This window comes from Streptomyces sp. NPDC086023 (assembly GCF_044540325.1).
GTDB lineage: Bacteria > Actinomycetota > Actinomycetes > Streptomycetales > Streptomycetaceae > Streptomyces.
Genome location: NZ_JBITRX010000008.1, coordinates 318,525 through 342,725, shown reverse-complemented (window position 1 = coordinate 342,725; position 24,201 = coordinate 318,525). Strand labels below are relative to the sequence as shown.

General features: G+C 71.3%; 19 protein-coding genes. 10 read left to right on the top strand and 9 right to left on the bottom strand.

Features of this window, described 5'->3' with window-relative positions; all coding sequences use genetic code 11:
- The first annotated feature begins 470 nt into the window (after window positions 1–470).
- Window positions 471–1,259: a ferritin-like domain-containing protein gene (locus tag ACIF6F_RS18795; RefSeq protein WP_399947830.1), complete on the top strand. Its 789-nt coding sequence runs from the start codon at window positions 471–473 to the stop codon at window positions 1,257–1,259.
- A 103-nt stretch (window positions 1,260–1,362) separates the two neighbouring features.
- On the opposite strand, the gene ACIF6F_RS18790 is transcribed toward ACIF6F_RS18795, so the two are convergent.
- A complete protein-coding gene (locus tag ACIF6F_RS18790) occupies window positions 1,363–2,346 on the bottom strand; it encodes a magnesium and cobalt transport protein CorA (protein WP_399947828.1) in 984 nt (327 codons plus the stop codon).
- Window positions 2,347–2,403: 57 nt separating this feature from the next.
- Between ACIF6F_RS18790 and ACIF6F_RS18785 the strand changes: the two genes are divergently transcribed.
- From ACIF6F_RS18785 to mshC, 4 genes are all read left to right on the top strand, one after another.
- A complete protein-coding gene (locus tag ACIF6F_RS18785; RefSeq protein ID WP_399947826.1) occupies window positions 2,404–3,114 on the top strand; it encodes a histidine phosphatase family protein in 711 nt (236 codons plus the stop codon).
- 84 nt (window positions 3,115–3,198) lie between these two features.
- A complete protein-coding gene (locus tag ACIF6F_RS18780) occupies window positions 3,199–3,789 on the top strand; it encodes a DUF3090 domain-containing protein (RefSeq protein ID WP_399947824.1) in 591 nt (196 codons plus the stop codon).
- A complete protein-coding gene (locus ACIF6F_RS18775; protein ID WP_399947822.1) occupies window positions 3,753–4,625 on the top strand; it encodes an SCO1664 family protein in 873 nt (290 codons plus the stop codon). The genes ACIF6F_RS18780 and ACIF6F_RS18775 overlap by 37 nt, the downstream gene beginning before the upstream one ends.
- Window positions 4,626–4,735: 110 nt before the next feature.
- Window positions 4,736–5,965, top strand: coding sequence for a cysteine--1-D-myo-inosityl 2-amino-2-deoxy-alpha-D-glucopyranoside ligase (mshC, locus tag ACIF6F_RS18770; RefSeq protein ID WP_399947820.1), 1,230 nt, complete (start codon window positions 4,736–4,738; stop codon window positions 5,963–5,965).
- 79 nt (window positions 5,966–6,044) lie between these two features.
- Here mshC and ACIF6F_RS18765 read toward each other — a convergent pair whose 3' ends face one another.
- The 6 genes from ACIF6F_RS18765 to ACIF6F_RS18740 form a co-directional block, all read right to left on the bottom strand.
- On the bottom strand, window positions 6,045–7,034 hold the full coding sequence (locus ACIF6F_RS18765) for a PAC2 family protein (protein WP_399947818.1): 990 nt from the start codon (window positions 7,032–7,034) through the stop codon (window positions 6,045–6,047).
- 88 nt (window positions 7,035–7,122) lie between these two features.
- Window positions 7,123–7,569, bottom strand: a complete 447-nt coding sequence (locus ACIF6F_RS18760; RefSeq protein WP_399947816.1) for an SRPBCC family protein — start codon at window positions 7,567–7,569, stop codon at window positions 7,123–7,125.
- Window positions 7,570–7,698: 129 nt separating this feature from the next.
- Complete coding sequence (locus ACIF6F_RS18755) at window positions 7,699–9,306, bottom strand: FAD-dependent oxidoreductase (RefSeq protein WP_399947814.1); 1,608 nt, start codon at window positions 9,304–9,306, stop codon at window positions 7,699–7,701.
- Between the two features lie 52 nt (window positions 9,307–9,358).
- Window positions 9,359–10,885 carry a glycerol kinase GlpK gene (gene glpK / locus ACIF6F_RS18750; protein ID WP_399947812.1) on the bottom strand — a complete coding sequence of 509 codons (1,527 nt, stop codon included), beginning with the start codon at window positions 10,883–10,885 and terminating at the stop codon, window positions 9,359–9,361.
- Window positions 10,886–10,955: 70 nt separating this feature from the next.
- Window positions 10,956–11,711 (bottom strand): MIP/aquaporin family protein, encoded by a 756-nt coding sequence (locus tag ACIF6F_RS18745; RefSeq protein WP_399947810.1) that lies wholly within the window; start codon window positions 11,709–11,711, stop codon window positions 10,956–10,958.
- A 324-nt stretch (window positions 11,712–12,035) separates the two neighbouring features.
- Entirely contained in the window at window positions 12,036–12,803 is a 768-nt protein-coding gene (locus ACIF6F_RS18740) for an IclR family transcriptional regulator (RefSeq protein WP_399947808.1), read from the bottom strand.
- Between the two features lie 249 nt (window positions 12,804–13,052).
- On the opposite strand from ACIF6F_RS18740, the gene metH reads away from it, so the two are divergent.
- The 4 genes from metH (at window position 13,053) to ACIF6F_RS18720 (ending at window position 21,053) form a co-directional block, all read left to right on the top strand.
- On the top strand, window positions 13,053–16,562 hold the full coding sequence (metH, locus tag ACIF6F_RS18735; protein WP_399947806.1) for a methionine synthase: 3,510 nt from the start codon (window positions 13,053–13,055) through the stop codon (window positions 16,560–16,562).
- A 104-nt stretch (window positions 16,563–16,666) separates the two neighbouring features.
- Window positions 16,667–17,368 carry an HAD family hydrolase gene (locus tag ACIF6F_RS18730; RefSeq protein WP_399947804.1) on the top strand — a complete coding sequence of 234 codons (702 nt, stop codon included), beginning with the start codon at window positions 16,667–16,669 and terminating at the stop codon, window positions 17,366–17,368.
- 432 nt (window positions 17,369–17,800) lie between these two features.
- Complete coding sequence (locus ACIF6F_RS18725; RefSeq protein WP_399947802.1) at window positions 17,801–19,405, top strand: ABC transporter substrate-binding protein; 1,605 nt, start codon at window positions 17,801–17,803, stop codon at window positions 19,403–19,405.
- Between the two features lie 70 nt (window positions 19,406–19,475).
- Window positions 19,476–21,053: an ABC transporter substrate-binding protein gene (locus tag ACIF6F_RS18720; RefSeq protein WP_399947799.1), complete on the top strand. Its 1,578-nt coding sequence runs from the start codon at window positions 19,476–19,478 to the stop codon at window positions 21,051–21,053.
- Window positions 21,054–21,187: 134 nt separating this feature from the next.
- Here the strand turns inward: ACIF6F_RS18720 and ACIF6F_RS18715 are convergent, their stop codons facing one another.
- Both ACIF6F_RS18715 and ACIF6F_RS18710 read right to left on the bottom strand, forming a co-directional pair.
- Window positions 21,188–21,859, bottom strand: a complete 672-nt coding sequence (locus ACIF6F_RS18715) for a response regulator (protein ID WP_399947797.1) — start codon at window positions 21,857–21,859, stop codon at window positions 21,188–21,190.
- A 61-nt stretch (window positions 21,860–21,920) separates the two neighbouring features.
- Window positions 21,921–22,826, bottom strand: a complete 906-nt coding sequence (locus ACIF6F_RS18710) for a RecB family exonuclease (protein ID WP_399947795.1) — start codon at window positions 22,824–22,826, stop codon at window positions 21,921–21,923.
- A 112-nt stretch (window positions 22,827–22,938) separates the two neighbouring features.
- Here ACIF6F_RS18710 and ACIF6F_RS18705 point away from each other — a divergent pair, with 112 nt between their 5' ends.
- On the top strand, window positions 22,939–24,183 hold the full coding sequence (locus ACIF6F_RS18705) for a site-2 protease family protein (protein ID WP_399947793.1): 1,245 nt from the start codon (window positions 22,939–22,941) through the stop codon (window positions 24,181–24,183).
- The last annotated feature ends 18 nt before the right edge of the window (window positions 24,184–24,201 follow it).

Sequence of the window (24,201 nt, the reverse complement as noted above, 5' to 3'; positions counted from 1 at the left end):
CACCGGCCCCAAGCCCGTCACGTCAGGCGAACCCCAGGATCTGAAACAGAACACGACTCACGAGGCGAGCCCCGACCTCAAAACCAGGTCACTAGGTCCTCTCGTCATGCTCCCGCCTGCCCCTCCGACAGGCCCTGGCGGCGACGGCCGCCACCGCGGCCGCGAGAGGCGGTCGGCGCCGGCGGCCGGAGGTGGAGGGCGTGTGACGGGGCCGGGGCGGAGGGCGCGTACCCGGTCCGGAAGAGAGCCGCGGCCGTGGTGGGGGCTCGGGGGTCTTCCCCGCCACGGCCGTCACCGCGAACAACGCGCCAGGGGCCCGGGTGGTTACGGGCCATCCGGGCCCCGCACCTCGGCCGGGCCCCGCCGGGCGCGTCCTCCGTTCGGCCGAGTCCGTCCGGCACCCGGTTGCCCGCGCACCCTGTCGGCAGTTGACTCGGAGGCCGGGGGTGACCGCGAAAGAGGTGGCAGTCATGCTCTCGGCCCGAAGCCTGTTCCAGGAGATCATCGACAACGACGAGTCCTACCGGCTCTTCTGCTCCATCGCGGCCAGCGGGGAGACGCAGGGCGGCTGGGAGAACGCCCGGATCGCCGCACTCGTGCCGACGGGCATGGCGGACATGGCCCCGAAGATCACCCGGCACGGCGCCGACGAGGACAAGCACGGCCGGATCTTCCAGCAGCTGCTGAGGAAGCGCGGCCTGGAGCCGGTGCCGGTGCCGCCCGAGACGGACTACACGATGCTGCTGGAGAAGAACGGCATCGGCCTGGCCCATGCGAGGCTGCGCGCGCAGGAGCGGCTGACCGAGGAGGACATCGTCGTGTACCTCTCGCACAGCCGGGTCACCGAGCAGCGGGCCGCGGACCAGATGGTGATGCTCAGGAAGTACTTCGGGGACCACCCCGAGGTCGGCCGGGCCATCCGGATGATCAGCAACGACGAGGACAACCACCTCGCGTACTGCCACGAGGAGCTGCTCCGGCTGAACCACGAGGGGTACGGCCGCACGATCCAGCGGGTGCTGCGCGAGAGCGCGCTCGCGGAGATCGTCATCTACCGCGACGTCAGCCTGGCAGTGATGGAGCACATGGGCCGGATCCTGAAGTGGCCGAAGGCGAAGTCGGCCGCGCTGGCCGCCGGCATCCGGGGCATGTACGCGTACGAGCGCTTCGCGGGCTGGCACCGGGCGGTCGGCCTGGCCATGCCGGAGCGGCGCGACGCGCTCGGCGGGCCGGTCACCCCGGTGCCCGAACCGGTCTGACCCGGACCGGTCCGATCCCGGCCGGGCCGGTTTGACCTGGACCGGCCCGACCCCCATGGGTCCGAGTCCGGCCCCGACGGGTTTGACCCGGAGAGGGCCGGGTCTACAGCCAGCCGCGGCGCTTGAAGAGCCGGTAGAGCCCCCACACGGTCAGGCCCATCAGCAACAGCACCCCGGGATAGCCGAGGCGCCAGCCCAGCTCGGGCATGTGGGCGAAGTTCATGCCGTAGATCCCGGCCACCATCGTCGGCACCGCGGCCATGGCCGCCCACGCGGAGATCTTCCGCATGTCGTCGTTCTGGCGCACGCCCATCTGGGCGAGGTGTGCCGAGAGGGCGTCGCTCAGCAGCCGGTCCAGGCCCTCGACGTACTCGTTGGCCTTGGTGAGGTGGTCGGCGACGTCCCGGAAGAACGGCCGGGAGTGCTCGTGCACGAAGGGCACCCCAGGGCCCGCCAGCCGGGCCATCGGCTGGGCCAGCGGGGCGGTGGCCCGCCGGAACTCCAGGACCTGGCGCTTGAAGCCGTAGATCCGCGCGGCGGTGTTCCTGGGGTCCCCGCCGTCCGGCTGGAACACCTCGGCCTCCAGCTCCTCCAGGTCGGCCTGGAGCTCGGCCGCCACCTCGATGTAGTGGTCGACCACCATGTCGCTGACGGCGTACAGCACGGCCGTCGGCCCGTGCCGCAGCACGTCCGACTCCCGCTCCAGGCGGCTGCGTACGGGGGCCAGCGCGCCGCCCCGGCCGTGCCGGACGGTGACCACGAAGGAGTCGCCGACGAAGACCATCAGCTCGCCGGTGGTGACGGTGTCCCGCCGCACGTCGTACAGCACCGGCTTGAGGACGACGAACAGCGAGTCGTCGTAGACCTCCAGCTTGGGCCGCTGATGTGCGGTCAGAGCGTCCTCGACGGCGAGGGGGTGCAGGCCGAACTCGCTGCTGACGTGGTCGAACTCCTTCTCCGTGGGCTCGTGCATGCCCACCCAGAGGAAGGCGTCGCCGGCGGCCCGTGCCTCCTCGAGGGCGTCGGAGAGGTCCGCCGGCCCGGCCACCCGCTTCCCGTCCCGGTAAATCGCGCTGTCCACAATCATTCGGGCATTCTTCCCCGGCCCCGCCCGGGGCGCACGCCAGCGCCTACGCTGGGGGCCATGGCGACCTTGATCCTGGTGCGGCACGGACGCTCGACCGCGAACACCTCCGGCGTACTGGCCGGATTGACCCCCGGCATCGCCCTCGACGAGCACGGGGCCGCGCAGGCGGCGGCCCTGCCGGGCCGGCTGGCGGGCCTGCCGCTGGCCGCGGCGGTGACCAGCCCGCTCCAGCGCTGCCGGGAGACCCTGGCCCCGCTGCTGGCCGCGCGGCCGGAGCTGCCGCTGCACACCGAGGAGCGGATCGGGGAGTGCGACTACGGCGACTGGTCGGGCCGCAAGCTCGCCGAACTGGCCGACGAGCCCCTGATGAAGGTGGTCCAGCAGCACCCGTCCGCCGCCGTGTTCCCGGGCGGCGAATCCATGCGCACCATGCACTACCGGTCGGCGGAGGCGGTGCGCGAGTGGAACACCCGCATCGAGGCCGAGCACGGCCCGGACGCCCTGTACCTGATGTGCTCCCACGGAGACGTCATCAAGTCCCTTGTGGCGGACGCGCTCGGCCTGCACCTCGACCTGTTCCAGCGGGTCTCCGTCGAGCCCTGTTCCGTCACCGTGATCCGCTACACCCGGACCCGGCCCTTCCTGCTCCGGCTGGGCGACACCGGCGACTTCGCCTCGCTCGTGCCCCGCGAGCCGTCCCCCGAGGGCGGGACGGAGGCCGGTGATGGCGGGAACGCGGTGGTGGGGGGCGGTGCGGGCGCGGGTTGATCCACCGGCGCAGTAGGGTGGATGAACCTGAAACATGCTCTGCCCGCCCTGCGCTGTCGGCGCCGATGAATCTGGAGACTGGACGTGCCCCGTCAGGTGTTCCTCTACGACCCGCCGGACCGCTTCGTGGCCGGCACGGTCGGTCTGCCTGGACGCCGTACGTTCTTCCTCCAGGCCTCCGCCGGCCCCCGGGTCACCAGCGTCTCCCTGGAGAAGACCCAGGTCGCCGCGCTGGCCGAGCGGATGGACGAGCTGCTGGACGAGGTCGTCCGGCGCACCGGCGGCAACGCTCCCGTCCCGGCCGTGGCCCCCGCGGAGGCGGCCGACACCGCGCCGCTGGACGTGCCGGTGGACGAGGAGTTCCGCGTCGGCACCATGGCGCTGGCCTGGGACGGCGAGGAGCAGCGGATGATCGTCGAGGCGCAGGCTCTGGTCGAGCTCGACGCGGACTCGGAGGAGGACCTCGCCGAGGCCGAGGAGCGGCTGCTCCAGGACGAGGAGAACGGCCCGCCCATGCTGCGGGTGCGGCTCACCGGGGCGCAGGCCCGCGCCTTCGCCAAGCGGGCCCTGGACGTGGTCAACGCCGGGCGGCCGCCGTGCCCCCTGTGCAGCCTGCCGCTGGACCCGGAGGGACACGTATGCCCGCGCCAGAACGGGTACCGCCGCGGAGCGTGACGGTGGAGCCGAGCGTGCCCGCCGCCGGGGAAGCGGGACGGACCGCGACCGAGGAGCTGCTCGCCCTCGGTGAACTGACCGTGCGCGGACGGATCCGCGAGGCGTCGAACGCGGTGTTGCTGTGCGATGTCACGCGTGACGGTACAACGTCACCGTGCGTGTACAAGCCCGTCGCGGGGGAGCGCCCGCTGTGGGACTTCCCCGACGGGAACCTGGCCCGCCGGGAGGTCGCGGCCTACCTGGTCTCCGAGGCCACCGGCTGGGGCCTGGTCCCGCCCACCGTGCTGCGCGACGGCCCCTACGGCGAGGGCATGGTCCAGCAGTGGATCGACGCCGGCCCGGACGCGCCCGAGGAGGCCCTGCTGGCCCTCGTCGAGGGAGAGGAGCCCGGCGAGGGCTGGAAGGCCGTGGGCTTCGCCGACGTCGGAGAGGGCCGCACCGCCCTCCTCGTCCACGCCGACGACGAACGGCTGCGCCGCCTCGCCGTCCTCGACGCCGTGATCAACAACGGCGACCGGAAGGGCGGCCACCTGCTGCCCGGTCCCGGCGGGCGGCTCTACGGCATCGACCACGGCGTCACCTTCAACACCGAGGACAAGCTGCGCACCCTGCTGTGGGGCTGGGCGGACGAGCCCCTCACCGACGAGGCCCTGGCCGTCCTGGACCGGCTCGCCGCGGAGCTCGCCGCGGGAGCCCCCCTCGCCACCCGACTGGCCGAACTGATCACGGCCGCCGAGCTGGCCGCCGTACGGGACCGAGTGGGCCGGCTGACCGCCACCGGACGGCACCCCAAGCCGAGCGGACAGTGGCCGGCGATCCCCTGGCCACCGGTCTGACCTCCCCAAACGGGCAATGCACAGGGGCGGGGCAGGCGCAAGAGCGCCTATTCGGCCAACCGCCCGGATCCCGTTCGTTTCCGGAACAGGTGTCCGGTTAGGCTCAAGGCATGCATGCCTGGCCCGCTTCTGAGGTTCCCGCCCTGCCCGGCAAGGGCCGCGACCTCCAGATCCACGACACCGCGACCCAGGGGAAGATCACCCTCGACCCCGGTCCCGTCGCCCGCATCTACGTCTGCGGCATCACCCCGTACGACGCGACCCACATCGGTCATGCGGCGACCTACAACGCGTTCGACCTCGTGCAGCGCGTGTGGCTCGACACCAAGCGGCAGGTCCACTACGTCCAGAACGTGACGGACGTCGACGACCCGCTGCTGGAGCGGGCCGAGCGCGACGGCCACGACTGGACCGAACTCGCCGAGCGCGAGACCGCCCTGTTCCGCGAGGACATGACCGCCCTGCGGATGCTCCCGCCGCAGCACTACATCGGCGCCGTCGAGGCCATACCCGGCATCGTCCCGCTCGTCGAGCGGCTCCGGGACGCGGGCGCCGCGTACGAGCTCGAAGGCGACGTCTACTTCTCCGTCGAGTCCGACCCGCAGTTCGGCAAGGTCTCGAACCTCGACGCCGAGGCGATGCGGCTGCTCTCCGCGGAGCGCGGCGGCGACCCGGACCGCCCGGGCAAGAAGAACCCGCTCGACCCGATGCTGTGGATGGCCGCCCGCGAGGGCGAGCCCAGCTGGGACGGCGGCACGCTGGGGCGCGGCCGCCCCGGCTGGCACATCGAGTGCGTCGCCATCGCCCTGGACCACCTGGGCATGGGCTTCGACATCCAGGGCGGCGGCTCCGACCTGGCCTTCCCGCACCACGAGATGGGCGCCTCGCACGCCCAGGTGCTCACCGGCGAGTTCCCGATGGCCAAGGCCTACGTGCACGCGGGCATGGTCGCGCTGCACGGCGAGAAGATGTCGAAGTCCAAGGGCAACCTGGTCTTCGTCTCGAAGCTGCGGCGCGACGGGGTCGACCCGGGCGCCATCCGGCTCGCCCTGCTGGCCCACCACTACCGCGAGGACTGGGAGTGGACCGACCAGGTGCTCGCCGACGCCGAGGCGCGCCTGGCGCGCTGGCGCGCGGCCGTGTCCTGGCCGGACGGCCCCTCGGCCGACGCACTGGTCGAGGAGGTCCGCGAGGCCCTCTCCGACGACCTGAACGCCCCGGCGGCCCTCGCGGCAGTCGACCGCTGGGTGGCGCTCCAGGAGTCCGCCGGCGGCTCCGAGGGCTCCGCCCCGGGCGTGGTGTCCCGCACCGTCGACGCGCTGCTGGGCGTCGCGCTGTAGCCCGCGGCCTGCCGCACACGACCCGGCCCCGGCCGGACCGCTCGCGCGGTCCGGCCGGGGCCGGGGTGTTCCCGGGGGACTACGCCTCCGGCGCGTCCGGCTCCGTGCCGTCCTCCGGCTCCCCGCCGGCCTCCGGCTTCGGCTTCGGCCGGGTCCGCCCGCTCGACGTGTCGCGCAGGTACGAGGCGTCCCCCGACTCCGTCGCATGACCCACCGCGCCCCCGGGCGCGGGGTCGCGCCGCCGCAGGTACCGCTCGAACTCGCGGGCGATGGCGTCGCCCGAGGCCTCCGGCAGGTCCGCCGTGTCCCGGGCCTCCTCCAGCGTCTGGACGTACTCCGCCACCTCGCTGTCCTCGGCGGCCAGTTGGTCCACGCCCAGCTGCCACGCCCGCGCGTCCTCCGGGAGCTCGCCCAGCGGGATGCGGAGGTCGATCAGGTCCTCCAGCCGGTTCAACAGGGCCAGCGTCGCTTTGGGGTTGGGGGGCTGCGACACGTAGTGCGGCACCGCCGCCCACAGCGACACCGCCGGAACTCCCGCGTGCGTACAGGCCTCCTGGAGCACGCCGACGATGCCGGTCGGGCCCTCGTACCGGGTCTCCTCCAGGTCCATCGCGCGCGCCAGGTCGGGATCCGAGGTGACCCCGCTGACCGGCACCGGCCGGGTGTGCGGGGTGTCGCCCAGCAGGGCCCCCAGGATCACGACCATCTCGACGCCCAGCTCATGGGCGAAGCCGAGGAGTTCGTTGCAGAACGACCGCCAGCGCATGGACGGTTCGATGCCGCGGACCAGCACCAGGTCCCGCGGTTTGGCCCCGCCCACGCGCACCACGGAGAGCCGTGTCGTGGGCCAGGTGATCTTCCGTACCCCGCCGTCCAGCCAGACCGTGGGACGGTTGACCTGGAAGTCGTAGTAGTCCTCGGCGTCGAGCGCCGCGAACACCTCGCCCTTCCATTCCCGGTCCAGGTGCGCCACCGCACCGGAGGCGGCGTCACCCGCGTCGTTCCAGCCCTCGAACGCGGCCACCATGACCGGGTCGATCAGCTCGGGCACGCCCTCAAGCTCGATCACCCAGGTCTCCTTCCGAAGTTTCCTTGTGTACGGGCATCAGCCTACGGCTTGGAGCTGCCCCGGCCCACAGGCCCGCAACCGCCCCGTTTCACGCCGATCCCCGCTCCAGCAGCCCCTTCAGGGTCCGTTCGTTGCGCGGAACCTCCTTGCGGGCGTGGGGCCTGACGACGAGCGGGACCAGCACCCTGCCCTTGCCGTGGCCGTGCAGGTCCAGGTCGAGCGTCACCCGTGAGCGGGTGCCGTCGTCGAGGGCCTCGACGGTGCCGTGGAAGTCGGCCCGGATGGGGCCCTCGTCGCCGTGCAGATGCCAACTCCTGGGCGGATCCACCTCGGTGACCTCCATCACCGTCTGGATCTCGCGCTTGCCGATCCGGCGCCTGACCTCCACCCGCTCGCCCACGTGCAGGGGGCCGGAGGCCGGCTGCACGGCGATGGCGCTCTCCTGCCACTCGGTCAGGTGCGACAGGTCGGTGAGGTAGGAGAAGACCTCCTCGGGAGGCCGGGAGATCTCGATGCTTTCCTTGATGGCGGACATGGCCGCCCCCTTCGCATCCCCCCTGGTCGTCCTTTCGTACAAATGATCCCATGGCGGGGCGGGGCCCATCAATGCCGGACGGGGCGGCTTCCTCCCGGAAGCCGCCCCGTCACATGTCACACCGCGATGTCACACCCCGTGGCGGAGCATCTCCTCGACGCGACCGCGCACGGCCTCGTCGTCCAGGCCGCGGATCGTCACCGTCGTACGCCGGCGGAGCACGTCGTCCACGGTCTGGGCCCACTCGAAGTCGCGGGCGTAGGCGACCTGCGCCCAGATCTCCGGGCCGTCCTCGTGGATGCGCTCGCCCAGCTCCGGGCTCTCGTTGACCATGCGGGCGATGTCGAAGGCCAGCGAGCCGTAGTGGGTGGCCAGGTGGCGGGCCGTGAGCGGGTCCATCCGCATGCCGGGCTCGCGGTCCACCAGCAGCCGGTGGGCCACCGCGTTGGGGTTGGCGACACCGGGCAGCGGCACCCGGCGCACCAGCGACTTCACCGGCTCCATGTCCTCGGCCAGCGCCCCGCCGGGCAGCTTCGCGAGCTTGTCCATGACCACGCGGCCGATGTGCCGGTACGTGGTCCACTTGCCGCCGGCCACGGACAGCATGCCGCCCTTGCCCTCGGAGACCACGGTCTCGCGCTTGGCCTTCTCGACCCCGCCGGGGCCGCCGGGCAGCACCCGCAGGCCGGCGAAGGCGTACGTCATCAGCGAGCGGTCCAGGTCGGCGTCCTTCACGGAGAAGGCGGCCTCGTCCAGGATCTGCTGGATGTCCTTCTCGGTGGCGCGCACGTCCGCCGGGTCGCCCTCGTACACCTCGTCGGTGGTGCCGAGGAGCAGCTGGTCCTCCCACGGGAGGGCGAACGTGATGCGGTACTTGTCGATCGGGGTGGCCATGGCGGCCTTCCACGGCGACTTGCGCTTCATCACGATGTGCGCGCCCTTGGAGAGCCGGATCGACGGCATGGAGTGCTTGTCCTCCATGCGCCGCAGGTGGTCCACCCACGGGCCGGTGGCGTTGAGCACGACGCGGGCGTCGACGCCGAACTCGGTGCCGTCCAGACGGTCCTTCAGCTCGGCGCCGGAGACCCGGCCCTGCGTCATGCGCAGGCCGGTGACCTCGGCGTGGTTGAGGACGACCGCGCCGGACTCGACGGCCGCGCGGACCGTCATGACCGCCACGCGGGAGTCGTTCATCTGGTGGTCGTAGTAGACGGCCACGGCCTTGAGGTCGTCGGTGCGCAGGGCGGGGTTCTCGGCGGCGGCACGGGCGGGGGATATGACCTTGCCCATGCCGTCGCCGAAGGCCGAGAGGGCGGAGTACGCGAAGACGCCCGCGCCCAGCTTGGCCGCGCCCACCGGCCCGCCCTTGTAGACGGGCAGGTGGAAGGTGAGCGGGTTGACCAGGTGCGGGGCCACGTCCTTGGCCAGCACCCGGCGCTCGTGGTGGTTCTCGGCGACCAGCTTGACCGCGCCGGTCTGCAGGTAGCGCAGACCGCCGTGGACGAGCTTGGAGGAGGCCGAGGAGGTGGCGCCGGCGAAGTCGCCGGCGTCCACCATGGCGACCCGCAGACCCGTCTGGGCGGCGTGCCAGGCCACCGAGGTGCCCAGGATCCCGCCACCGATGACCAGGAGGTCGTACGTGGCCTTCGCCAGCTGCTCTCTGGTCTCGGCGCGGCTCGCGTTGGCTCCGGCGCTCTGGTGCGTCCCCAGGGCGGGAAGGGTCTGCAGGCTGCTCATCTCTTACTCCTCGTCAGCTCTTAAGCGTCGGCGTCGACTCCTGAGCCGGGGCTCAGTTGTCCTCGTCCTCGTCGATCCAGCCCATGGTCCGCTCGACGGCCTTGAGCCAGTTCTTGTACTCGCGGTCCCGCTGGTCGGCGGGCATCCGCGGGGTCCACTCGGCGGCCCGGCGCCAGTTCGCGCGCAGCGCGTCGGTGTCGGGCCAGAAGCCGACGGCCAGGCCGGCGGCGTAGGCGGCGCCGAGGCAGGTGGTCTCGGCGACCATCGGGCGCACCACGGGGGCGTCCAGGAAGTCCGAGAGCGTCTGCATCAGCAGGTTGTTGGAGGTCATACCGCCGTCGACCTTGAGCGCCGACAGCTCGACGCCGGAGTCCTTGGTCATGGCGTCGGTGATCTCGCGGGTCTGCCAGGCGGTGGCCTCCAGCACGGCGCGGGCGATGTGCGCCTTGGTGACGTACCGGGTGAGGCCGGCGATCACACCGCGGGCGTCGGAGCGCCAGTACGGGGCGAACAGGCCGGAGAACGCGGGCACGAAGTAGGCGCCGCCGTTGTCGTCGACGGAGGAGGCCAGGGTCTCGATCTCGGCCGCGGACTTGATCAGGCCCATCTGGTCGCGCATCCACTGCACCAGCGAGCCGGTGACGGCGATCGAGCCCTCCAGGGCGTAGACCGGCTTCTCGTCGCCGATCTGGTAGCCGACGGTGGTCAGCAGGCCGCTGTAGGAGTTGATGATCTTGTCACCGGTGTTCATGAGCATGAAGGTGCCGGTGCCGTACGTGGACTTGGCCTCGCCCTCGGAGAAGCAGGTCTGGCCGAACAGGGCCGCCTGCTGGTCGCCGAGCGCCGAGGCGACCGGCACGCCCGCCAGGACGCCGTCCTTGACCTCGCCGTAGACCTCGGCCGAGGAGCGGATCTCGGGGAGGACCGCGGCCGGGATGTCGATGGACTGCAGGATGCGCTCGTCCCAGGACAGCTCGTGCAGGTTCATGAGCAGGGTGCGGGAGGCGTTGGTGACGTCGGTGACGTGCCGGCCGCCGTCGACGCCGCCGGTCAGGTTCCAGATGACCCAGGTGTCCATGGTGCCGAAGAGGATGTCGCCCGCCTCGGCGCGCTCGCGCAGGCCCTCGACGTTGTCGAGCAGCCAGCGGACCTTGGGGCCGGAGAAGTACGAGGCCAGCGGGAGGCCCGTCTCGCGGCGGAAGCGGTCCTGGCCGACGTTGCGGCCGAGCTCCTTGCAGAGGGCGTCGGTGCGGGTGTCCTGCCAGACCAGCGCGTTGTGGACCGGCTCGCCGGTGTTCTTGTCCCACAGGACCGTGGTCTCGCGCTGGTTGGTGATGCCGACGGCCTTGACGTCGGCGGCGGTGATGCCGGCCTTGTCGATGGCGCCCGCGACGACTTCCTGGACGTTGGCCCAGATCTCGGTGGCGTCGTGCTCCACCCAGCCCGGCTTCGGGAAGATCTGCTCGTGCTCCTTCTGGTCGACGGAGACGATGCGGCCGTCGCGGTCGAAGACGATGCAGCGGGAGGACGTGGTGCCCTGGTCGATCGCGGCGATGAACGGGCCGGTGCTCGTGGTCATGGAGTCTGCTCCTGGCAACTCGTGAGAGGGAGGCGAAGGTGGTTCGTGCAGCTCTTGCTGTACAGACGAATCAGACGAACGCGATCTTGTACAGACCGCCGGCGACGGCGGCACCGACGAGCGGGCCGACGACCGGGATCCAGGAGTATCCCCAGTCCGAGCCGCCCTTGTTGGGCAGCGGCAGGAGGGCGTGGACGATACGGGGGCCGAGGTCGCGCACCGGGTTGATGGCGTAGCCGGTCGGGCCGCCGAGCGAGAGGCCGATGCCGACGACCACGAACGACGTGATCAGGACGCCGATGACGCCGAGGCCCTTGCCGTTGTCCTGGAGGCCCTGCGTGAGGATCGCCAGGACCAGCACCGCGGTGCCGATGATCTCGGTGACCAGGTTCTGGACGACGTTGCGGATCTCGGGGCCGGTGGAGAAGACGCCGAGGACCGGGCCGGCCGGCTGGCTCAGGTCGGCCTTGAGCTCCGGGTCCGTGAGGTGGGCGCGGAACTGGCCGTAGTAGGTGACCCACATCAGGGCCGCGCCGATCATGGCGCCGAGCAGCTGGCCGGCGAGGTAGACGCCGGTGTCGGCCCAGTCGCCGCTCTGGATGGCGATGCCGACGGTGACCGCCGGGTTCAGGTGGGCGCCGGAGAGCGGGGCGGAGACGTACGCGGCGATCAGCACCGCGAAGCCCCAGCCGAAGGTGATGGCGAGCCAGCCGGCGTTGCGCGCCTTGGAGCTCTTGAGAGTCACGGCGGCGCAGACGCCTCCGCCGAGCAGAGTGAGCAGGGCGGTACCGATGGTCTCGCCGATGAAGATGTCGGAGCTGGACACCCGCGACTCCTTTGCCTACGTCCAGGGGGTTGGCGGAAAGCCGGGTCCCGCCGGCCTTCCGCGCACTCGGTGAGTGCGTTTTCGGCCCTGGCCTTGCCACACCCTAGCGCGTATTGCCGGTAGGTGTTCGACAATGCCGACCGATGAACGGCAGTTTTCCGCCCGTGTGAAGAGCACGTCAAGAGTCGGCGAAGCCAAAGTTCCGGATCGTTACCACGGGGTAAGACGCCCGAAACCGTGCAGGTGTACGCAGCACAAAGGGCCGGTGCGTGACGCACCGGCCCTCGTTCGCCCAGGTCGGAAGGGGTGGGGGAGTCGGGTGGCTCAGAACCGTCCTGCGCCCAGGTCCCGCGAGACGGACCGCGCGCAGTCCCGTACCGCGGCGATCAGGTCCGGCCGCACCTCGCCCGCCGGACCGCACACCCGCTCGACCGCGCCGGCCACCGCGATCGCGCCCACCGGCATCCGCCGGCGGTCGTGGATCGGCGCGGCGATCGAGGCGATGCCCTCCCAGGTCTCCTCGACGTCGGCCGCCCAGCCGCGGGCCCGCGTCAGGTCCAGCACCTCCTCGAACCCGGCCGGGTCCGTGACCGTACGGGGGGTGAACGCCTCCCGCTCGACCTCCAGGGCCTCGCTGTGCGCCACCGGGTCGTACGCCGACAGCACCTTGCCCAGCGCCGTGGAGTGCAGTGGCTGCATCGCCCCCACCTCCAGCACCTGGCGGCTGTCGTCGGGCCGGAACACGTGGTGCATGATCAGCACCCCCTGCTGGTGCAGCACCCCCACGTAGACGCTCTCCCCGCTCGCGCGGGCCAGGTCGTCCGTCCACACCAGCGCGCGGGCGCGCAGCTCGTGCACGTCGAGGTAGCTGTTGCCCAGCCGCAGCAGCTCCGCGCCCAGCTGGTAGCGGCCCGAGGCCGGATCCTGCTCCACGAAGCCCTCCGCCTGGAGGGTGCGCAGGATGCCGTGGGCGGTGCCCTTGGCGAGCCCCAGCGCGGAGGCCACGTCCGAGAGCCCGAGCCGCCGCTCGCCGCCCGCCAGCAGTCGCAGCATCGCAGCAGCCCTTTCGAGCGACTGGATGTTCCGTGCCATCGGCAGCCTCCTGAAGCCTGCGTACAAATCTGGTTCGACAATGACGAACACTATCGGTCGATGCCGACCTCGTGCACTGTTGGGAAAGTCTGTCAATAGCGCGCCGAACAGGCCAGTCCCGCGCACAGGATGCCGTCCGCTCCGTGGGACGCCCCACCCGGGGGACGAGATACGCGGTTACCCTGACCGCGTACGCCCTTGTCAGAAGGGTGTAAAGCCGACAGCCGTCGCACCCCAGGGAGCTCAACCATGGCCTCGTTGCCGAACCCGCCCGCAGACACCCAGACCCGGGCCGACGCCCTCCGAGAGGCGCTGGCCTCCCGCGTGGTCGTCGCCGACGGCGCCATGGGAACGATGCTCCAGGCGCAGGACCCCTCCCTCGAGGACTTCCAGAACCTCGAAGGCTGCAACGAGATCCTCAACGTCACCCGCCCGGACATCGTCCGCTCGGTCCACGAGGCCTACTTCGCCGCCGGCGTCGACTGTGTCGAGACCAACACCTTCGGCGCCAACCACTCCGCCCTGGCCGAGTACGACATCCCCGAACGGGTGCACGAGCTGTCGGAGGCCGGCGCCCGGATCGCCCGCGAGACCGCCGACGCCTTCACCGCCTCCACCGGGCAGCAGCGCTGGGTCCTCGGCTCCGTCGGCCCCGGCACCAAGCTCCCCACCCTCGGCCACATCGGGTACGACACCATCCGCGACGCCTACCAGGCCAACGCGGAGGGACTGCTCGCCGGCGGCGCCGACGCCCTGCTCATCGAGACCACCCAGGACCTGCTCCAGACCAAGGCCTCCGTGATCGCGGCCCGGCGCGCCCTCGACGCACTCGGCGTGAACGTGCCGGTCATCTGTTCCGTCACCGTCGAGACGACGGGCACCATGCTGCTGGGCTCGGAGATCGGCGCCGCGCTGACCTCCCTGGAGCCGCTGGGCATCGACATGATCGGCCTGAACTGCGCCACCGGCCCCGCGGAGATGAGCGAGCACCTGCGCTACCTCGCCCGCAACGCGCGCATCCCGCTGTCCTGCATGCCGAACGCCGGCCTGCCGGTCCTCACCAAGGACGGCGCCCACTACCCGCTCTCGCCGAGCGAGCTGGCCGACGCCCAGGAGTCCTTCGTCCGCGAGTACGGCCTGTCGCTGATCGGCGGCTGCTGCGGCACCACCCCCGAGCACCTGCGCCAGGTCGTCGAGCGCGTCCGCGGCCTCAGCCCCGCCGTCCGCGACCCGCGTCCCGAGCCCGGCGCCTCCTCGCTGTACCAGACCGTCCCCTTCCGCCAGGACACCGCGTACATGGCGATCGGCGAGCGGACGAACGCCAACGGCTCGAAGAAGTTCCGCGAGGCCATGCTGGACGGCCGCTGGGACGACTGCGTCGAGATGGCGCGCGACCAGATCCGCGAGGGCGCGCACATGCTGGACCTGTGCGTCGACTACGTCGGCCGCGACGGCGTCGCCGACATGGCCGAGCTGGCCGGCCGCTTCGCCACCGCCTCCACCCTGCCCATCGTCCTGGACTCCACCGAGGTCGCCGTCATCAAGGCCGGCCTGGAGAAGCTGGGCGGCCGGGCCGTGATCAACTCGGTCAACTACGAGGACGGCGACGGCCCCCAGTCCCGCTTCGCCCAGGTCACCCGGCTGGCCCAGGAGCACGGCGCCGCGCTGATCGCCCTCACCATCGACGAAGAGGGCCAGGCCCGCAGCGTCGAGCACAAGGTCGCCATCGCCGAGCGGCTGATCGCCGACCTGACCGGCAACTGGGGCATCAACGAGTCCGACATCCTCATCGACTGCCTCACCTTCACCATCTGCACCGGCCAGGAGGAGTCCCGCGGCGACGGCATCGCCACCATCGAGGCCATCCGCGAGCTCAAGCGCCGTCACCCGGACGTCCAGACCACGCTCGGCCTGTCCAACATCTCCTTCGGCCTCAACCCGGCCGCCCGGATCCTGCTGAACTCGGTCTTCCTCGACGAGTGCGTCAAGGCCGGCCTGGACTCGGCGATCGTGCACGCCTCCAAGATCCTGCCGATCGCCCGCTTCGACGAGGAGCAGGTCACCACCGCCCTCGACCTGATCTACGACCGCCGCGCCGAGGGCTACGACCCCCTCCAGAAGCTCATGGAGCTCTTCGAGGGCGTCAACACCAAGTCCCTCAAGGCCGGCAAGGCCGAGGAACTCCTGGCACTCCCGCTGGAGGAGCGCCTCCGGCGGCGGATCATCGACGGCGAGAAGAACGGCCTGGAGGCCGATCTCGACGAGGCACTGCAGTCCCGCCCGGCCCTCGACATCGTCAACGACACCCTCCTGGAGGGCATGAAGGTCGTCGGCGAGCTGTTCGGCTCGGGCCAGATGCAGCTGCCGTTCGTGCTCCAGTCCGCCGAGGTGATGAAGACCGCGGTGGCCCACCTGGAGCCGCACATGGAGAAGTCGGACGCCGAGGGCAAGGGCACCATCGTCCTCGCCACCGTCCGCGGCGACGTCCACGACATCGGCAAGAACCTCGTCGACATCATCCTCTCCAACAACGGCTACAACGTCGTCAACCTGGGCATCAAGCAGCCCGTCTCGGCGATCCTCGACGCCGCCGAGGAGCACCGGGCCGACGTCATCGGCATGTCCGGCCTGCTCGTGAAGTCCACCGTGATCATGAAGGAGAACCTGGAGGAGCTGAACCAGCGCAAGCTGGCCGCCACCTACCCGGTGATCCTCGGCGGCGCCGCCCTCACCCGCGCGTACGTCGAGCAGGACCTGCACGAGATCTACGAGGGCGAGGTCCGCTACGCCCGCGACGCCTTCGAGGGCCTGCGCCTCATGGACGCCCTCGTCGCGGTCAAGCGGGGCGTCCCCGGCGCCACCCTGCCCGAGCTCAAGCAGCGCCGCGTGCCCAGGCGCGAGACCGCCCTCCCGGAGGCGGCCGAGCCCGAGGGCACCGTCCGCTCCGACGTGGCCACCGACAACCCGGTCCCCGAGCCGCCGTTCTGGGGCACCCGGGTGATCAAGGGCATCGGCCTGAAGGACTACGCGTCCTGGCTGGACGAGGGCGCCCTCTTCAAGGGCCAGTGGGGCCTGAAGCAGGCCCGCGCCGGCGGCCCGACGTACGAGGAGCTGGTCGAGGCCGAGGGCCGCCCGCGGCTGCGCGGCCTCCTCGACCGCCTGCACACGGACAACCTGCTGGAAGCCGCCGTCGTGTACGGCTACTTCCCCTGCGTCTCCAAGGGCGACGACCTGATCCTGCTGCACGAGGACGGCTCGGAGCGCACCCGCTTCACCTTCCCCCGGCAGCGCCGCGGCCGCCGCCTCTGCCTGGCGGACTTCTTCCGCCCGGAGGAGTCCGGCGAGGTCGACGTGGTGGGCCTCCAGGTGGTCACCGTCGGTTCGAAGATCGGCGAGGAGACCGCCCGGCTGTTCGCGGCGGACGCCTACCGTGAGTACATGGAGCTGCACGGGCTGTCCGTGCAGCTGGCGGAGGCGCTGGCCGAGTACTGGCACGCGCGGGTCCGCGCCGAGCTGGGATTCGCCGCCGAGGACCCCTCCCGCGTCGAGGACATGTTCGACCTGAAGTACCGCGGAGCCCGCTTCTCCCTGGGCTACGGTGCCTGCCCCGACCTGGAGGACCGCGCCAAGATCGCGGACCTGCTGGAGCCCGAGCGGATCGGCGTCCACCTCTCCGAGGAGTTCCAGCTCCACCCCGAGCAGTCCACCGACGCCATCGTCATCCACCACCCCGAAGCGAAGTACTTCAACGCGCGATAGCGGGACACGACGTACACTTGTCGGTCCCACACAGGCCGGTCGCCTGTTCCTCCGGGCACGCCCGCGGGAAGAGGTGACCGGCCTTCTCGTCCCTTGGAGTCCGTATGACCAGCACGGTTCCCGCCTCCGCCGCCCGGACCGCCGACGGATCGGCCCTCCAGGCGGTGCTGCTCGACATGGACGGCACGCTCGTCGACACCGAGGGCTTCTGGTGGGACGCCGAGGTCGCCGTCTTCGCCGAGCTGGGCCACCGCCTCGACGAGTCCTGGCGGGACATCGTCGTCGGCGGACCCATGAGCCGCAGCGCCGGCTACCTGATCCAGGCCACCGGCGCCGAGATCACGCTGGCCGAGCTGACCGTGCTGCTGAACGAGCGCTTCGAGGCCCGCATCGCCGACCACGTGCCGCTGATGCCGGGCGCCGAGCGGCTGCTGGCCGAGCTGGCCCGCAACAACGTGCCCACCGCCCTGGTCTCCGCCTCGCACCGCCGGGTCATCGACCGGATCATGCTCTCGCTGGGCCCCGACCGGTTCGCCTTCAGCGTCGCCGGCGACGAGGTCGCCCGTACCAAGCCGCACCCCGACCCGTACCTCAGGGCCGCCACCCGGCTGGGCGCCCACCCCTCCCGGTGCGCCGTCATCGAGGACACCGCCACCGGCGTGGCCGCCGCCGAGGCCGCCGGCTGCCGCGTGGTCGCCGTACCGTCCGTCGCGGCCATCGCGCCCGCCCCCGGCCGGACCGTGGTCTCCTCGCTGGAGGACGTCGACCTGAGCTTCCTCCGGTCCCTCATGGCCCGCCTGAACTGACGGCCCCGCCGTCAAGGGATGCGGAGGCCGAAATTCCACGGTCGGTCCGCGAGTTGACGAGGTGACCTTTGTCACCCGATTTGGTCCCGCTGGGGTGCCCTGAGGGGGTCTGGACCGTTCCCATGTGTCCGGATTGATCAGCTCCTGAACCGTTTCACCGGGGAGCGGGCCCTACGGAGTGGATACGCACCCATCACAGTGCGATTACACCCCAAGTCCGGCCAGTTCCAGCCAGACCACCCGGGGCCACTATCGTCATCGCGGGCACTTCGCCGCACCCCTTCCGTGGTCCTTCCGCACACACCCCTGTGCCGGACCGCGTGGACCGATCGTCATCACACCGGCCCGATCGTTCCGCCCCGAACGGGCGGCCGCCGCGAAGTGCCCTCACCACAGCTTTGACCAAGTGCCGGTTGAGGGAGATTTTCGAGGATGAACCGCAAGACCCTGGTGCTGACGGCCGCGGCCGCTCTGCTCACCCCCGCGCTCGCCGCGTGCGGCAGCGCGACGGGAGGAGGAGCGGGCGACGGAGCCATCGTCGTCGGCACCACCGACCGGTACGAGGCCGCCGACTACGCGCCCGCACCGCTCGACCCCGCCTACGCCTACGACGCGGGTGCCTGGAACATCCTCCGCCAGACCCTCCAGACGCTGATGCACGTCCCGCGCGGCGGCGGCCAGCCGGTCCCCGAGGCCGCCTCCGAGTGCCGCTTCACCGACCAGGGCAACGAGAGCTACCGCTGCACCCTGCGCCCCGGCCTGAAGTTCGCCAACGGCGACGCGCTGACCGCCGAGGACGTCAAGTTCTCCATCGACCGCGTCCTCGGCATCAAGGACGAGAACGGCCCCGTCGGCCTCCTCTCCACCCTCGACACGGTCGAGACCAAGGGCGAGGACCAGGTCGTCTTCCACCTCAAGGCGCCCGACGCGACCTTCCCGTACAAGCTGTCGACCCCGGCCGCGGCCATCGTCAACAGCAAGGACTACGACGCCCGCAAGCTGCGCGAGGGCTTCGAGGTCGACGGCTCCGGCCCGTACACCATGAAGGCCGAGGTCAAGGACAACCGGCTGGTCCGCGCGGTCTTCACGAAGAACGAGAACTACCAGGGCGACCTCAAGCCGCAGAACGGCAAGGTCGAGCTGCGCACCTTCGAGGACTCCGCCGCCATGGGCCGGGCGCTGGAGGACGGCGACATCCACCTGATGTCCCGCACCCTCTCCCCGGACCAGATCGAGCAGATGTCCACCAGCCCGAAGAAGGGCGTCAAGCTCGTCCCGATGCCCGGCCTGGAGATCCGCTACCTCGCCTTCAACACCGAGGCCAAGCCCGTCGACCAGAAAGCCGTGCGCCAGGCGGTCGCCGCCCTCGTCGACCGCAACGAGCTGATCAACAAGGCGTACGGGAAGTCCGCCCTCCCGCTGTACTCGCTGGTCCCCTCCAGCATCGGCGGCCACGTCAACTCCTTCTACAACAAGTACGGGGACGGCGACACCGCCGCCGCGGCCCGCCTGCTGCGCGACGCCGGCGTGAAGACCCCGGTCAAGCTCACCCTCCACTACACGACCGACCACTACGGCGACGGCACCGCGGTGGAGTTCGAGACCCTCAAGTCCCAGCTGAACGACAGCAGGCTGTTCGACGTGACGGTCCAGGGCACCCCGTGGTCCACGTACCGCCCCGCCCAGAAGAAGGGCGAGTTCGCCGCCTACGGCCTCGGCTGGTTCCCCGACTTCCAGGACGCCGACAATTTCGTCGGCCCCTTCCTGGAGAAGGACAACTTCCTCGGCACCGCCTACGCCAACTCCACGGTCCGCGGCAAGCTCCTGCCCGAGTCGCGGCGTGCCGGCGACCGTACCGACGCCGCCCCGGCGCTCGCCCAGATCCAGGACATCGTCGCCGAGGACGTGCCGGTCCTGCCCCTGTGGCAGGCCAAGCAGTACGTCGCCGCCCGCGACGGCATCACCGGGGTGGAGTGGTCCGTCAACTCCATCTCCGACCTTCAGCTGTGGGAGCTCGGCCGCGGCGTCAGCGGCTGACCCACCCCAACGACCGGCAGCGGACGTCGCGGGCCGGAAGACACACAGTCAAGACAGTGAGGCACGTTCCGTGAAACGACGTAACCAGTGGTTGGCGGCCCCGCTCGGAGCGGCGACCGCAGCCGCCCTGCTCAGCGGTTGCGGTGCGCAGGAAGGCGCTTCCGAGGGCGACGGCACGACCGTCGTCATGGGAATCTCCGACGACGTCCAGGCCACGGACCCGGCCTCGGGTTACGACCCGGGCTCCTGGCTGCTGTTCAACAACGTCTTCCAGTCCCTGCTCAGCTTCCCCAAGGGCAGCACCACCCCGCAGCCGGACGCCGCGCAGAGCTGCGCCTTCGAGAGCGGCAGCAAGGTCTACCGCTGCACCCTGCGCTCCGGCCTGAAGTTCAGCAACGGCAACGACCTCACCGCCGAGGACGTGAAGTTCTCCTTCGAGCGCACGCTGAAGATCAACGACGAGAACGGCCCCGCCGTCATGCTCGCCTCGATCGACAGCATCGAGACGCCGGACGCCAAGACCGTCGTCTTCAAGCTCAAGACCCCCGACGCGACCTTCCCCAGCAAGATCGCGTCGGGCGCGGGCTCGATCGTCGACCACCGCGAGTACCCGGCGGACAAGCTCCGCACCGACGGCAAGGCCGTCGGCTCGGGCGTCTACTCGCTGGAGTCCTTCGACGACAAGGGCGCCAAGTTCGTGGTCAACAGCGCCTACTCCGGCGAGGCCAAGCCGAAGAACAACGGCATGACCATGAAGTTCTTCCACAACGACCAGGCCGCCCTGAAGGCCGCCCTGGAGAAGGGCGAGGTCGACTTCGCCTTCCGCGGCCTGGCCGCCAAGGACGTCGCCGCGCTCGGCGCCGCCTCCGGCACCCAGCAGATCGACGTCGTCCAGGGCACCGGCGCCGAGGTCGAGCACCTGGTCTTCAACATGGACGACCCGGTCGCCGGCCAGCTCGCCGTCCGCAAGGCCATCGCCTACCTCGTCGACCGCGACGCCCTCGTCCGCGACGTGTTCCAGGGCACCGCCAGCCCCCTGTACTCGATCGTCCCGTCGGGCATCGCCGCCCACACCACGCCCTTCTTCGACCGCTACGGCGGCAGCCCGCAGGCGGACAAGGCCAAGCAGGTCCTCCGCAAGGCCGGCATCGACAAGAAGGTCAAGATCACCCTCTGGTCGACCCCGTCCCGCTACGGCCCCGCCACCGACCAGGAGATGTCCACCATCGCCAAGCAGCTCACCGACAGCGGGCTGTTCGAGGCGGACATGAAGTCCGTGGAGTTCTCCCAGTACGAGAAGGACATAGCCGCCGGCAAGTACGGCGTCTACGTCAAGGGCTGGGTGCCCGACTACCCGGACCCCGACAACTTCACCCAGCCGTTCTTCGGCGAGGGCAACGTCCTCGGCAACAACTACAAGAACGACACCATCACCGGCACGATCATCCCGAAGACCGCGGCCGTCGCGGACCGCGCCTCCACCGAGGCCGACTTCACCAAGCTCCAGGACATCGTCGCCCAGGAGCTGCCGGTCCTCCCGCTCTGGCAGGGCAAGCAGTACGCCGTCGCGCGCGAGAACGTCCAGGGCCTCCAGTGGTCCCTCGACGCCTCGACCGTCTTCCGCTTCTGGGAGATCAGCAAGGGCTGACCGGAGCACCGCCCGGGACAGGCAGAAGGGCCGGGCCCACCGCACCTGCGGCGGGCCCGGTCTCCGTCGCGTCCTGCCGGCCCACGCCCTGCCGCGTCGTGTCCTGCCGCGACCGCGCCGGGTGGCCCCGCGTCCTACTGGGCCCCCGGCCGGACCAGCCCGCTCTCGTACGCGTACACCGCCGCCTGCACCCGGTCCCGCAGCCCCAGCTTCGTCAGCACGTGCCCCACGTGCGTCTTCACCGTGGTCTCGCTGACGAACAGGTCCGCCGCGATCTCCGCGTTCGACAGCCCCCGCGCCACCAGCTTCAGCACCTCGACCTCGCGCTCCGTCAGCGTGCCCAGCGTGTCCGGCACCCGCTCCTCACCCGACGGCAGGTGCCCCGCGTACTTGTCCAGCAGCCGCCGCGTGATGCTCGGCGCCAGCATCGCCTCACCCGCCGCGACCACCCGGATCGCCTGCACCAGCTCGGCCGCCGGCGCGTCCTTCAGCAGGAAGCCGCTCGCCCCCGCCCGCAGCGCCTCCACCACGTACTCGTCCAGGTCGAAGGTGGTCAGCACCAGCACCTTCGCCGGACCCGACCGGTCGGGACCCGTGATCTGCCGGGTCGCCTCCACCCCGTCCATCCGCGGCATCCGGATGTCCATCAGCACCACGTCCGGCTGCAGCGCACGCACCTGCTCCAGGGCCTGCAGACCGTCCCCGGCCTCACCCACGACCGCCAGGTCCCCCTCCGCCTCCAGGATCATCCGGAAACCGGTGCGCAGCAGCGGCTGGTCGTCGACCAACAGGACACGGATCGCCACGGAGTACCTCTTCGCAGTCGGCGCTTTCGCTGGACCGTGCCATTCTGCCCTGCGCCCGGGATCACTCCCCGGCCGGGCGCTCCGCCGCCGCCCCGCCCGCGGCACCCTCCGCACCGTCCCGCCGCACCACCGGCAGCGGGTACACCGGGGGAGTCCCCCCGAACTCGGGGCACACCGCCCGGTGGTCGCACCAGCCGCACAGCTTCGTCGGCCGCGGCCGCCACTCGCCCGAGTCCGTCGCCTCCCGGATCGCCTCCCACAGCGCGAGCAGCTTCCGCTCCACCCGCTCCAGGTCGCCCATCACCGGGTCGTACGTCAGCACGTCCCCGCTCCCCAGGTACACCAGCTGCAGCCGGCGCGGCAGCACCTGCCGCAGCCGCCACACCACCAGCGCGTAGAACTTCATCTGGAACAGCGCACCGTCCGCGTACTCGGCCCGCGGAGCCTTGCCCGTCTTGTAGTCGACGATCCGCACCTCGCCCGTCGGCGCCACGTCCACCCGGTCGATGATCCCGCGCAGCCGCAGCCCCGACTCCAGCTCGGCCTCCACGAAGAACTCCCGCTCCACCGGCTCCAGCCGCGTCGGGTCCTCCAGCGTGAACCACCGCTCCACCAGCGACTCGGCCTCGCCCAGCCACTGCGCCAGCCGCTCCCCGCCCTCGTCCTCGGCGAACAGCTCCGACAGCTCCGGCTTCGTCTCCAGCAGCCGGTCCCACTGCCCCGGGATCAGCGCCTTCGCCCTCGGCGCCGTACGCTCCGCCGCCGGATGGTCGAAGAGCCGCTCCAGCACGGCGTGCACCAGCGTTCCCCGGGTAGCAGCCTCACTGGGCTTCTCCGGCAGCCGGTCGATCACCCGGAACCGGTACAGCAGCGGGCACTGCATGAAGTCGCTCGCCCGGGACGGGGAGAGCGACGTGGGCCGCGCGGCCTCGGGCTCGGCCTGCACAGGCCCGGGAGGAGTCGTCATGACACAGAACAGTACGGCCCCGCACCGACAGAAGGACCCCGCCGGCGGGGCGCCCCCGCGGCGACGGAGCCCGCCCCGCGCATACCATCGACGACGAACCCCCTCACACTGCATGATCGAAGCATCACCATCCGACAGAAGGGCAGCCGTGGCCGACAGCGACACAGCCGGGGACGACGGAGACCGCGGACAGCGCCGCCCCGGACCCGGCGGCGGCCTCCCGATGGGCCGCCCCTTCGGCGTGCCCGTGTACGTCTCGCCCAGCTGGTTCCTCGTCGCCGCCCTCATCACCTGGGTCTTCGGCGGCCAGCTCGACCGCGTCCTGCCCGACCTCGGACTCCTCAGGTACCTGGTCGCCCTCTTCTTCGCGATCGCCTTCTACGGCTCCGTCCTCGTCCACGAGCTCGCGCACACCGTCGCCGCGCTGCGCTTCAAACTCCCCGTCCGCCGCATCCGGCTCCAGTTCTTCGGCGGCGTCTCCGAGATCGAGAAGGAGAGCGAGACGCCCGGCCGCGAATTCGTCCTCGCCTTCGTCGGCCCGCTCCTCTCCCTCGCCCTCGCCGGCCTCTTCTACGCCGGCATGCAGGCCGTCGACCCCGGCACCGTCCCCGGCGTCCTCCTCGCCGGCCTGATGATCTCCAACCTGATCGTCGCCGCCTTCAACCTCCTCCCCGGCCTCCCCCTCGACGGCGGCCGCATGCTCCGCGCCGTCGTCTGGGGCATCACCGGCAAGCCCATGGCCGGCACCGTCGCCGCCGCCTGGGTCGGCCGCGCCCTCGCCGTCGCCGTCCTCCTCGGCCTCCCCGTCCTCACCCAGACCGGCCTCCTCGGCAACGCCCCCGCCGACACCGTCGGCATGGACACCGTCATGGACGCCCTGCTCGCCGCCATCCTCGCCGCGATCATCTGGACCGGAGCCGGCAACAGCCTCCGCATGGCCCGCCTCCGCGAGCACCTCCCCGAACTCCGCGCCCGCACCCTCACCCGCCGCGCCCTCCCCGTCCCCGCCGACACCCCCCTCTCCGAGGCCCTCCGCCGCGCCAACGAGGCCGGCGCCCGCGCCCTCGTCGTCGTCGACGGCCACGGCGACCCCACCGCCCTCGTCCGCGAGAGCGCCATCGCCGCCGTCCCCGAACACCGCCGTCCCTGGGTCACCGTCAGCACCCTCGCCCAGGACCTCACCGACGGCATGCGCCTGCCCGCCTCCCTCGAAGGCGAGGAGCTCCTCGACGCCCTCCGCACCACCCCCGCCACCGAGTACCTCGTCGTCGAGGAAACCGGCGCCGTCTACGGCGTCCTGGCCACCACCGACGTCGAGCAGGCCTTCGTCCGGGCCATGGCACGGCCCTCCGCATAACCCCGGTACTCTGGTCAC

Coding starts and splice junctions, on each gene's coding strand:
- ACIF6F_RS18795 (WP_399947830.1), top strand. CDS start 471: ATGCTCTCGGCCCGAAGCCTGTTCCAGGAGATCATCGACAACGACGAG.
- ACIF6F_RS18790 (WP_399947828.1), bottom strand. CDS start 2,346: ATGATTGTGGACAGCGCGATTTACCGGGACGGGAAGCGGGTGGCCGGG.
- ACIF6F_RS18785 (WP_399947826.1), top strand. CDS start 2,404: ATGGCGACCTTGATCCTGGTGCGGCACGGACGCTCGACCGCGAACACC.
- ACIF6F_RS18775 (WP_399947822.1), top strand. CDS start 3,753: ATGCCCGCGCCAGAACGGGTACCGCCGCGGAGCGTGACGGTGGAGCCG.
- mshC (WP_399947820.1), top strand. CDS start 4,736: ATGCATGCCTGGCCCGCTTCTGAGGTTCCCGCCCTGCCCGGCAAGGGC.
- ACIF6F_RS18760 (WP_399947816.1), bottom strand. CDS start 7,569: ATGTCCGCCATCAAGGAAAGCATCGAGATCTCCCGGCCTCCCGAGGAG.
- ACIF6F_RS18755 (WP_399947814.1), bottom strand. CDS start 9,306: ATGAGCAGCCTGCAGACCCTTCCCGCCCTGGGGACGCACCAGAGCGCC.
- glpK (WP_399947812.1), bottom strand. CDS start 10,885: ATGACCACGAGCACCGGCCCGTTCATCGCCGCGATCGACCAGGGCACC.
- ACIF6F_RS18740 (WP_399947808.1), bottom strand. CDS start 12,803: ATGGCACGGAACATCCAGTCGCTCGAAAGGGCTGCTGCGATGCTGCGA.
- metH (WP_399947806.1), top strand. CDS start 13,053: ATGGCCTCGTTGCCGAACCCGCCCGCAGACACCCAGACCCGGGCCGAC.
- ACIF6F_RS18730 (WP_399947804.1), top strand. CDS start 16,667: ATGACCAGCACGGTTCCCGCCTCCGCCGCCCGGACCGCCGACGGATCG.
- ACIF6F_RS18725 (WP_399947802.1), top strand. CDS start 17,801: ATGAACCGCAAGACCCTGGTGCTGACGGCCGCGGCCGCTCTGCTCACC.
- ACIF6F_RS18710 (WP_399947795.1), bottom strand. CDS start 22,826: ATGACGACTCCTCCCGGGCCTGTGCAGGCCGAGCCCGAGGCCGCGCGG.
- ACIF6F_RS18705 (WP_399947793.1), top strand. CDS start 22,939: ATGATCGAAGCATCACCATCCGACAGAAGGGCAGCCGTGGCCGACAGC.